Source organism: Streptomyces sp. NPDC058534 (assembly GCF_042717365.1).
Taxonomy (GTDB): domain Bacteria; phylum Actinomycetota; class Actinomycetes; order Streptomycetales; family Streptomycetaceae; genus Streptomyces.
This window is the reverse complement of the sequence record NZ_JBHXNW010000043.1, coordinates 38,812-48,725: the sequence shown is the minus strand read 5'-3', so window position 1 is coordinate 48,725 and position 9,914 is coordinate 38,812. Positions and strand designations below refer to the sequence as shown.

Here is a 9,914-nt window from a genome sequence, read left to right as displayed (position 1 = left end):
GGGGGGGCGCCGCCACGCCACCCGCCGCGGGGGGTTTGGTGGTTTCCCCACCGCCCCTCCGCCCCCCCGCCACTGGGCCCGCCGCGGGGGGGGGGCGGCCCCCCGCCCCCCCCCCCGTCGGACGGGTCAGGACGTAGCGGCGGCGTACACCGACGTGAACGTCCAGTCGCCCGAGCCGACCTCGTACACGACCTCACCCTTCTCGGTGCGCAGCAGCTTCGCTCCGTCCGGGGCGGTGACGCGTCCCTCCGTGAACGGCACGTGGACCTCGGCCGTGCTGCCGGCGGGCACCGTCAGCCGCAGCTTGTAGCGGTCGCCGTCGCGCTTCCAGTCGGTGCTCACGGTGCCGTACGGCGTCTTGTAGGAGCCCGACGCGGAGGTGAGGTCACCGACGACGGCCGGGTCGATCAGCAGCTTGCGGTAGCCGATGGAACCGGGGGCCTGTTCGATGCCGGCGACCCGGTCGGTGAACCAGGAGTCGATGGCGCCGAGCATGAAGTGGTTCTGGGACTGGCCGGGGCCGCCGTCCCAGGACTCGCCGAGCGTGGTGTTGCCGTTCAGGACCTGGTAGCCGTAGCTCGGGCTGGTGGTCTGCGTGGCGATCTTGTGGATGACGTCATCGCGGCCGCCCTCGGAGAGCACGCGGAAGGCCGACGGAAGCGAGATCTCGCCGAGGACCAGGTGGTGGTCGGCTTCCTGGACGCTGCTCACGAAGTGGTCGAGAAGACGCTCGCGCTCACCGTCCGGGACGGCGCCCATGTCCAGGGCGAGGGCCTCGGCGCCGTGGCCGCCGCCGCCGAAGGTCCCGGTCTCCTGGTCGTAGTACTTCGCGGTCAGGGCCTTGGCGCTCGCGTCGGCCTTGGCACGGTAGGTCGCCGCGTCCTCCTTGTCGCCGAGGACCTCGGCGATACGGCTCATGGCGTCGACGACCCGCCAGTAGCCGTAGGTGCCGGCCACGGCACGCGGGAAGGTCTTGTCGGGGGTGAACCAGTCGCCGAGCCCGTAGTCGAGGATGCCGTCCTGGACCTTCTGCTCCAGGAAGGTCACGTACTGCTTCATCTGCGGGTAGTACGTGGTGAGCGTGTCCTGGTCGCCGTAGGTGGTGTAGAGCTGCCAGGGCACCAGGACGAAGGCGCCGCCCCAGTTGGAGTCGTTGCGGTAGGCGCCCGGCATGTTCGTGTACTCGGGGACGGTGCTCGGGATCAGCCCGTCCTCGGTCTGGGCGTCGGACATGTCGCGCACGAGCTTGCGGAAGTACGCCTCCATGTCGTAGTTGCCGGTGAGGACGGGGAAGAGCAGTTGGTTCTGCTCCAGCCAGCCGAGCTTCTCGCGGCTCGGGCAGTCGGTGAGGACGCTCATCATGTTGCCCTCGACCGACCGGCGGATCATCGAGTGGATGTCGTTGATGAGCTTGTTGGAGCTGGTGAAGTCACCGGAGGAGGCGTTGTCGGTGTGCAGGACCTTGCCGCGCACCGTGACGGTCGCGTCCTCGGGCAGGCCCTGGAGCTCCAGGTAACGGAAGCCGTGGTAGCTGAACTTCGGATGCCAGGTCTCCGAGCCGTCGCCGCTGGTGGTGTAGGTGTCCCACAGCGGGCCGCCGACGTTGCTGATGGACTGGAAGGCGTGGCCGTCCTTCAGGCTCTCCGCGGGCAGGATGCGGATGTCGGTGCCGGCCGGCGCCTTGACGGTGATCTCCGGCCAGCCGGCGATGTTGCGGCCGAGGTCGAAGATCCGGCTGCCCTCGGCCGCCTCCTCGACCTCCTTGCCCTTGAGGGTCTCGATGACGCGGATCGGTTCGGTCTCGCGGGCGCTGAGGACGGCGGGGTCGTCGGCCGTGCCCGGACCGGACACGGTGGCCGCCGCCTTCCAGGAACCGCGGTCGGGGCCGGGCTTGTTCCAGTCCCGGATCTCGCGGCGGGCGTCGTAGTCCTCGCCGCCGTACCAGTTGGAGGATGTGGTCGCGCCGAGGGTGGTGCGCCAGTCGCTGCCGCTGCTGACGCGGCGTACGGTGCCGTCGGCGAGCGTGATCTCCAGCTGGGCGACGAGCTTCGGGTCGCTCAGGTTGCCGTACAGCTTGCGGTAGCGGTCGGCGGTGCTGACGACGTTCGACATGCCGTTGCCCAGCTCGACGCCGATGGTGTTGCGGCCGGAGCGCAGCCGGTCGGTCACGTCGTAGGTGGCGTACTGGACGCGCTCGGCGTAGTCGGTGTTGGCCGGTTCGAGAACGGCGTCGCCGACCGGCTTGCCGTTGATGCTCGCGTCGTAGATGCCGAGGCCGGACACGTACAGGCGGGCGCTGCGGACCTTCTTCGGCAGGGCGAAGTCCTTGGTGAGCAGCGGCAGTGCGGCGGGGAGGTACGGCGTGGGCGGCTCCTGGCCGTTGACCTCGGCGGCCTGGGTGAAGGGGCCGTCGGCCGCGTCGCCGGTGGAGACGGTGTAGTCGACGGGGAAGTGCGGCACGCGGCCGTCGTCGGTGAGGACGTCGGCGCGCGGGTAGAGGGCGATCTGGTCGAAGGTCTTGGCGGACTTCAGGTCGAGGGTGAGGACGACCGGCTTGTCGGACACGTCGGGGCCGGTGTGCGGCGCGCTCGAGTATCCGGCGGCCGTCTGCAGGGCGCTGTTGGGCAGGCCGTCGACGGCGAGCGCCGGCTCCCACGTCTTGCGCACGGTGTCGGTCTCCGAGGCCGTCACGGCGGCGCCGTTGGCGAGGCCCGTGGTCTCGGTCTCGGAGTCGCGTACGTCGATCTCGCCGAGCTGGAGGCGCCAGGACTCGGCGGGGAAGTCGTCGGCGAGCGGCAGTCCGAGCTTGGTGACGTCGAGGCGGACGTAGCGGGCGGTGGTGCGCGGCAGGTCGACGACGACGGGCTCGATCGTGCGCTTGCTGAGCTGCCAGTCCGGGTGCGTGATCCAGTCGGCGTCCCAGTCCTGCTGCTTGGTCAGGCCCGTCTCGAACGCGGAGGGCTTGCTCCACCCGGAGCCCCGGCCGCTGTCGCCGGACCAGAGCATGACGCGCCAGTACACGCGGTCGCGGGAACCGAGTTCCTTGCCGGCGTAGGTGGTCTGCGGGACGCCGGAGCGGACCTTGCCCGAGTCCCACAGGTCGGGCTTGCCCTGCTTGAGCCTGCTCAGCGAGCCGGCCGCCTGGACCCGGTACGCGGACTGCACGGCGCCTCTGGCCCGGCTGGTGATGTTCCAGCTCAGGTACGGCGTGGTGTCGTCGATGCCGAGGGCCTGCGAGAGGTGCTGGGTGCGCAGTTCGGCGGGCGCGATGCGGGCGGTGGGCTTGGCGTCGGCGTTGACGGCCGTCGGCAGCACGGTGACGAGTGCGGTGAGGCCGGAGGCGACGAGGAGGGCGGGACGCCGGTGGGCGCGCCGGGTGAGCGCTCTGCTCATGTGGTGCTCCTTGCAGGTACAAAAAAGGGGGGGCCGAGGTGGGACGGCACTGCCGGGTCAGACACGGTTCAGGACGGCCGTGACGCGGCGGTACGGCCGCAGGGTCACGGGGCCGAGCAGGCCCGACGGCAGCGGCTTCTTGCGCTCGTTGGAGAGGGTGTTGGAGACGCGGACGGAGATCGTGTTGCGTCCGGCGCGCAGGACGTCGGTCACGTCCGCGGTGTACGGGCTCCACAGCAGCGGCGGCAGCTCGGTGCCGTTGACGGTCACCGCGGCGACTTCGCGGACCACGCCCAGGTCGAGGCGGAAGCCCCGCCCGTCGACGGTCTCCCGGTCGAGGTCGACGGTGGTGGTGTAGGTGCCGCTGCCGGAGAACGCCGGGTCGAGGTCGGTCCAGCTGCCCAGGGGCCGGGTGACGGGCTCCGCGCCGTCGCGGTCCAGGGTCAGTGTCCAGTCGCCGCCCAGGTCGATGGCGCGGAGCGGGTCGGTGACCTCGGCGGTGCCGCGGTAGGAGTCCCGGTCGTCGGTGCCCTTGAGCTCGTAGCGGCCGGGCGCGTCGGCGACGGCGGTGACGTGCAGCGCCTTCTTCCGCGCGGTGACGTCCTCGACGGGCAGGGCGGCGTCGGTGAGGTGCGCGCCGGGCCGGGTGGCGGAGCGCACGACGATCGCCAGGGTCTCGTAGGGGCGCAGGCTCAGCGGCACCCGGAGACCGTCCTTTCCTCGGTCGCGGCGGTACACGGGGGCGGGCCGTGCGATGCCGGTGGCGGGGTCCCACAGCTCCGGGACGCCCGTGACCGGCAGTGCGGCGACCGTCTCGACGGCCTGTCCGCTCTCGTTGTTGACGAGGAACGCGATGTCCTTGCCGCGGGTGGTGCGCAGGACACGGACCGCGTCGGCGGCCGGTTCGAGCACGGCGGCGGCGGCACCGGCCGCGTGCGTGGCCTCCCGCAGCCCTGACACGTCGGCGACGCGTACGGCCGTCCCGGCGCCGGTGCGGCGGCTGCCGGGCACCTTGTCGCCGAACAGCGCGGACAGCGCGCGTTCCAGGCGGCGGTCGCCGCCGTTCGCCTCGTCGCCGGGCAGTTCGCCGACGGCGACGACGGTGCCGCCGCCCCGCACGAACTCCGTGAGCGTCTTCACGGCGGCGGCGTCCAGCGTCGGGGTCAGCGGCAGGACGGCCAGGTCGTAGCGTGCCTCGCCGACGGTGAGCCGGCCGCCGCGGGTGGTGGCGTGGGCGAGCAGTCCGCGGTCGCCGCTGAGCGCTCCCTCGTGCACGAGGTCGAAGTCGACCTGGGCGCTCTCCAGGGCGTACGCGGCGTCGCTCAGTGCGCTGTCGACGGCCTGCTGCTGCTCGGTGCCGTGCCACTGTTCGGCCGCCCGCTGGGGCTGGATGAGCGCGGTCCGCGCGGCGGAGGTGCCGCGTGCGACCTCCATGACGCGGCCGATCCAGTCGGCGAGCGGTTCCATGGCCCACCACCAGGGGGCGCGCGGGCCGAACGGCGGCGGGAAGAACACCCGGGTCTCGTCGGTCCACAGCGCGTGCAGCACCGTGAGGTTGATCCCGCGGGTGGCGTTGGCGCCCACGAGGGCGCGGGCGAAGTCGGGGGCGACCTGCCAGCCCATGTTGCCGAAGGCCTCGAGCAGGGCGCGTTCGCGGCCCATCTGGTGGGCGACGCTGACCGGGTTGCGCGGGATCATCGTGGGTTCGCCGGCCACGTACTCGGCGGTGATGATGTCGCCGCCGGGGACCTGCGCCCACTGGTGGACCTTGTGCAGGTCGCCGGTGGAGGCGATGCGCTTGGACGGCGCCGTCTCGTCGTACAGGGGGTTGGTGACGAGGGCGACGTCCCGCTTCTCGTACCAGCGGGACTGCTTCTCGAAGTACACGGCGAAGCGGTCGGACACGGCCTGCCAGTACCGCCCGCGCGCGATCCGGCCGTCGCGGCCGAGGTCGTCGAAGGCCGAGGCGTACGCGGTGCCGGGTTCGACGCCGACGGCGCGCAGCGCGTCCTGCAGCGCCGGGGACCAGGGGAAGCGCTTGAAGTGGGCCTCGGCGGAGGCGAAGTACGGTTCGTCGTCCCAGAATCCCGGGATGACGTTGCCGAAGTAGCGGCCGAATCGGCGGTGGTACTCCCCCGGGACCATGTCGAGGAACAGGTCGACGGGTTCGTCGTCGAGCAGGTCGACGTAGCCGCGGCTGTAGCCCTGGCTGTCGTCGATCAGGGGGCTGCCGCCGAACACGTCGATCTGCCAGCGTCCCTCGGGGACCTTCCAACTCCGTCCGGCCTGGAGGCCCTCGGTCAGCTCCACGATGCGGTCCGTGCCGGTGGAGCCGACGGGACGGGCGATGGCGGCGACGGGCGCCGACGTGCCCTCGGGCTGCGGACGGGCCGGGAAGTCGCCGACGGCGGCGGGGTCGTCGAAGGCCTGCTCGTACAGTGTGGTGCCGTCGGCCGCGGTGACGGTCAGGCTCTCCCACAGGGCGCGCTGCCCCTCGACGGCGCGCACGCCGACGCTGCCGGTGGCGTGGCTCTGGTCGGTGACGGTGCCCTTGTCCTTGTCGTCCAGGGTGACGCCGATGCTGTCACCGCGGACGGTGACGACGAGCGTGTGGTACTTCGTCTTGTTGAATCCGTCGGTACGGCTGCTGCGGGCGAGCTCCGTCGGTGCCGCGCCGTCGGTGAGACGCAGGACGGTGACGACGCCGCTCTGGTCGAACTCCACGGCGTAGCCGTCGGTTCCGGGCGCCGAGGCCCGGACGACGAGCCCGGCCGCGCCGTGGTCGGCCTTGGCGCTGCCGGTGACGGTGTAGTCGGCCCACTGCGCGCCCTGGCGGAGTGCGGCAACGCCGCCGAGGACGTCGGCGTCGGCCACCAGGCGGCCGGTGTCGACGCCCACGCCGGTGGTCGCGGCGAGATCGGCGGTCGCGGGCCCCTCGACGACGGTGGTGGACCGCCACAGCGCCTTGAGTCGCAGGTCGGGCCGGGGTTCGTAGGTGCGGGAGCCGACGGTGCCGCCGTTGACGATGTACTCACCGGCACGGCCGCTCGGGAAGTGGTCGTCGTTGAACAACCAGACCCGCATGCCGGTGCGCTCGGCGACGCGGAGGACGTGGCCGACGATGCCGAACCACTCCTCGCTGAAGAACACCGGCTTCATCTCGGCGTTGTCGAAGGGGAAGACGATGACCTCGTACATGCCCTTCGAGCGCAGGTCGGCCATCTGGGTCTCGACCAGTTCCGGGGTGACGGCGCCGTTCCAGTACCAGTACACCGTCGGCCGGCTGTCCCGGCGCGGGTCGGCGAAGTGCTTGGGCGCGAAGCCGGACTTCCGGGCGGCATCGGCGGCCGCCGGCTCCGCTGCGTCGGCGGTGGCCACGCCGGTGCCGGGCAGGCCGACGGCGAAGACGGCACCGGTCGCGCCGGCGGCCACGACGAATCGGCGTCTGGTCAGGTCGGATTCGGACAACGGGAACTCCATCGTTCAGGGTGAGGGTGGTTGTCGGGTGTGCCCGGGCGGTACGGCCCGAGCGGATGGGTGCCCGGGCCGTGCGGCCCGGGCAGGCTGGTGTGTGCCGTGGCCGCGTGCGGGCCCGGGCCGGTGGGTGCCGTCGGCCGGCGTGCGTCCCGGACACCGTCAGCCGGCGGAGAGCTCGGCCACCTCGGCGGCCGACAGCGCACGGTTGTGCAGGCGGAAGTCGGCGATCGCGCCGTGCAGGTACGGGTGGGTGGAGTTCTGTGAACGGCCCAGGTAGTTGCGCGTGCTGGCACCGAGCAGCAGCGGGCTGGTGGCCATGGCGGCGTTGCGGCCGACTTCGGCTCCGTCGACGTACAGCACGCCGGTGCCACCCCCCAGGGTGACGGCGACGTGGGTCCACCCGCCCTCGGGCAGTGGCCCGGCGGCGTCGATCACGTCCTCCCCCTCCATGCCGGAGATCTTGAGCGCGGCGCGTGCCTTGCCGGATCCGGTGCGGGGGGTGAGGTACAGGTAGGTGCTCTTGTGGTACCCGAGGTCGAAGACGCGGGCGGAGTTGGCGATCGAGTCGAGGCGGACGCGGACGCTGACAGTCAGCTCGGACAGTCCGCTGGGAAGCCCCTCGGGGAGCGTGACGTGACCGTCGACACCGTCCAGGAGCACCGCGGCGCGCGTGCTGTCCGTGGTCCAGGCGGCGCCCGCGGTCAGCTGGGCACGGGGGAAGTTCCGGGTGCTGTCGGCCGTGGTGTCGCCCTTGCCCTCGTCGAGTGGGTAGCGGGCGATGTCGCGTTCGCGGCCCGGGCGGGGGGTGACGGCCCAGTAGACGTTGTAGTTCTGGTGGTGGATCTTGTAGAAGGGCCGCAGCGGCACCTCTCGGCCATCGGCCACGGCGGTGAACTCCAGCGGGACGCCCGCCACCGGCCGCAGGGACTTCGGCCGGATGTCGGGGATGGTCGCGAGTTCGGTTCCTCCATAGGCTCCGGCCAGCACGACGGGGCCGTAGGAGAGTGACCGCACCTGCGGGTTGTCCGGGGCCGGCTGCCAGACCGGCTCCCGGGGGAAGATCAGTTCCACCGTGTCGCCGCGTCGCCAGTGGCGCTTGATCGTGAGGTACCGGCCCGGTCGGGCGGGAACCCCGGCCGGGCGGCCGTTGAGCCGGACGGTGGCGCGGTCACCACTGGCGGCGAGCCAGGCGGGGACGCGGATCTTCAGGGCGAAGCGCGCGTCGCCGGCGGTGACGGTGATCCGGGTGCGATCGGTCTCCGGATGGCCGGTCTCCTGACGGAGTGTCACGTCCTTCTCGGCCCAGGCCACTTCGGAGGGGACGAACAGGTTCACGTACAGCGCGTCGGCGTCCCGTCCGGCGGAGCGGAAGTAGATGCTGTCGGCGAACTTGGTGTGCGTCTCCATGCCGGTGCCGTGGTCGCAGGAGAAGTTGTCGTAGTCGCTGCTGTAGCTGCCCGGCGCGGCACCGAGTCCGCCCTTGGGCTGCCGCCGGGAACCGGCCCACAGGCCCGTGTAGTAGGTGACGAAGCCGTGCTCGGAGTCGGGGTCCTGCTCGCCCAGCATCTGGTTGTAGAGCGTCCACTCGTAGTGGTCCATGTACGCGGCGGTGGCGGGGTCGTGCAGGAAGAGCTGCCGGCCGAGCTTGAGCATGTTGTAGCTGTTGCAGTTCTCGCAGGTGTCCTCGGACAGTCTGCTGACGATCTCACCGGGCGGCCCGAAGAACTCCTGGTTGGAGTTGCCTCCGATGGCGTACGAGTGGTGCCGGACCACCGTCTCCCAGAAATGGGTCGCGATGTTCAGGTAACGCCGCTCCCCCGTCGCCCGGTAACTGCTCACCGCACCCACGATCTTGGGGATCTCGGTGTTGGCGTGCCGCCCCGCGAGTTCGTCACGGCCCGCGGCCAGCGGCGCGTAGAGCTCCTCGTGGTCGAAGCGTCGCGCGGTACGCAGCTGCGCGGGGTCGCCGGTCACGAGGTACAGGTTCGTCAGCACCTCGTTCATCCCACCGAACTCGACCCGCAGCAGGGACTGCATCCGGTCGGGGGCGAGGGGCGCCGTGCGGGAGTCCACCCAGGAGGCCATGGCCGTCAGCACGGTCAAGGCCTGTTCGTTGTCGCTGAGCTGGTACTGGTCGAGGAGCCCGGCCATGATCTTGTGCAGCGTGTAGTAGGGCGCCCAGGGCTTGGCGCCGGCTTCGAGCTGGTCGAAGACGTCCTCCGGGAAGGCGGAGAGGTAGCCCGGGCGGAATCCCGCCGCCGGCGCGTGTTCCTGGCACTCGGCGAGCGCCGCCACCAGGTGACGCGCCTTCTGGGCGTAGGCGTCGTCCCCCGTGTTGGCGTGGGCCTGGGCGAGTGCGGACAGCAGGTGGCCGGTGCTGTGGCCACGCAGCAGCACGTCCGGGGCCTCCCAGCCGCCGCAGGGCTCCGCGGTCGACGGCAGGCCGACATTGAGCCGGAAGGTGTGCAGCAGCCGCTCCGTGTCGACGAACGACAGATAGGAGCAGGTACGCCGCATGTTGGCGAGGAACGGGCTCTCCAGGAGCCGGACGGCGGACAGCGGAAACGGCCGCAGGGCCGGCCGGACGACGCCCGCGACGGGTTCGGGACCGGTGTGGACGGACGGACCGGCGTTCGGGGCGGCGGATGCCGCGACGGCCGTCGACGGTACCGCGGCCGGCGCGGTGGAGGCGGCTGCCGCGGCGGTGACGGTCAGGACGTGGCGACGGGTGGGTCTGGACGCATGGGGTCGCGCGGACAAGAGCCGGGCTCCTTCGGGGAGGGAAGAGTGACTCGGTGACGGGCCGACGCGTGCACGGGGCGGCGGGACGCGACGCCCCTTCGAAACAGCCGTCTCCGCGACACATGCGTTGAAACGTTTTTGTCAGCCGAACGGAAAAGTAAGCGGAGCTTTCATGCGCGTCAAGGGTTCCGCCGGTGCGAACCGGCTCCAAAAGTTCGCGTCACGCCACCGCATCCGCAACGTACTTGCTGGTAACAGCCCTTCTCGGTGTCATCGCCGAACGATCGGACGATCCGCCTCCG

General features: G+C 71.5%; 3 protein-coding genes. All 3 read right to left on the bottom strand.

Features of this window, described 5'->3' with window-relative positions; translation table 11 throughout:
- Positions 1–126 precede the first annotated feature (126 nt).
- The 3 genes from ACFWR9_RS25140 to ACFWR9_RS25130 all read right to left on the bottom strand — a co-directional run bounded on the left by ACFWR9_RS25140 (position 127) and on the right by ACFWR9_RS25130 (position 9,630).
- Entirely contained in the window at positions 127–3,393 is a 3,267-nt protein-coding gene (locus tag ACFWR9_RS25140; RefSeq protein ID WP_383845946.1) for a family 78 glycoside hydrolase catalytic domain, read from the bottom strand.
- A gap of 57 nt (positions 3,394–3,450) precedes the next feature.
- On the bottom strand, positions 3,451–6,861 hold the full coding sequence (locus ACFWR9_RS25135; RefSeq protein ID WP_383845944.1) for a glycosyl hydrolase: 3,411 nt from the start codon (positions 6,859–6,861) through the stop codon (positions 3,451–3,453).
- A gap of 168 nt (positions 6,862–7,029) precedes the next feature.
- Positions 7,030–9,630, bottom strand: coding sequence for a beta-L-arabinofuranosidase domain-containing protein (locus ACFWR9_RS25130; protein ID WP_383845942.1), 2,601 nt, complete (start codon positions 9,628–9,630; stop codon positions 7,030–7,032).
- Between the last annotated feature and the right edge of the window lie 284 nt (positions 9,631–9,914).

What these genes read in the sequence shown, in the direction of transcription:
- ACFWR9_RS25140 (WP_383845946.1), bottom strand. Translation starts at nt 3,393, where the DNA reads ATGAGCAGAGCGCTCACCCGGCGCGCCCACCGGCGTCCCGCCCTCCTC.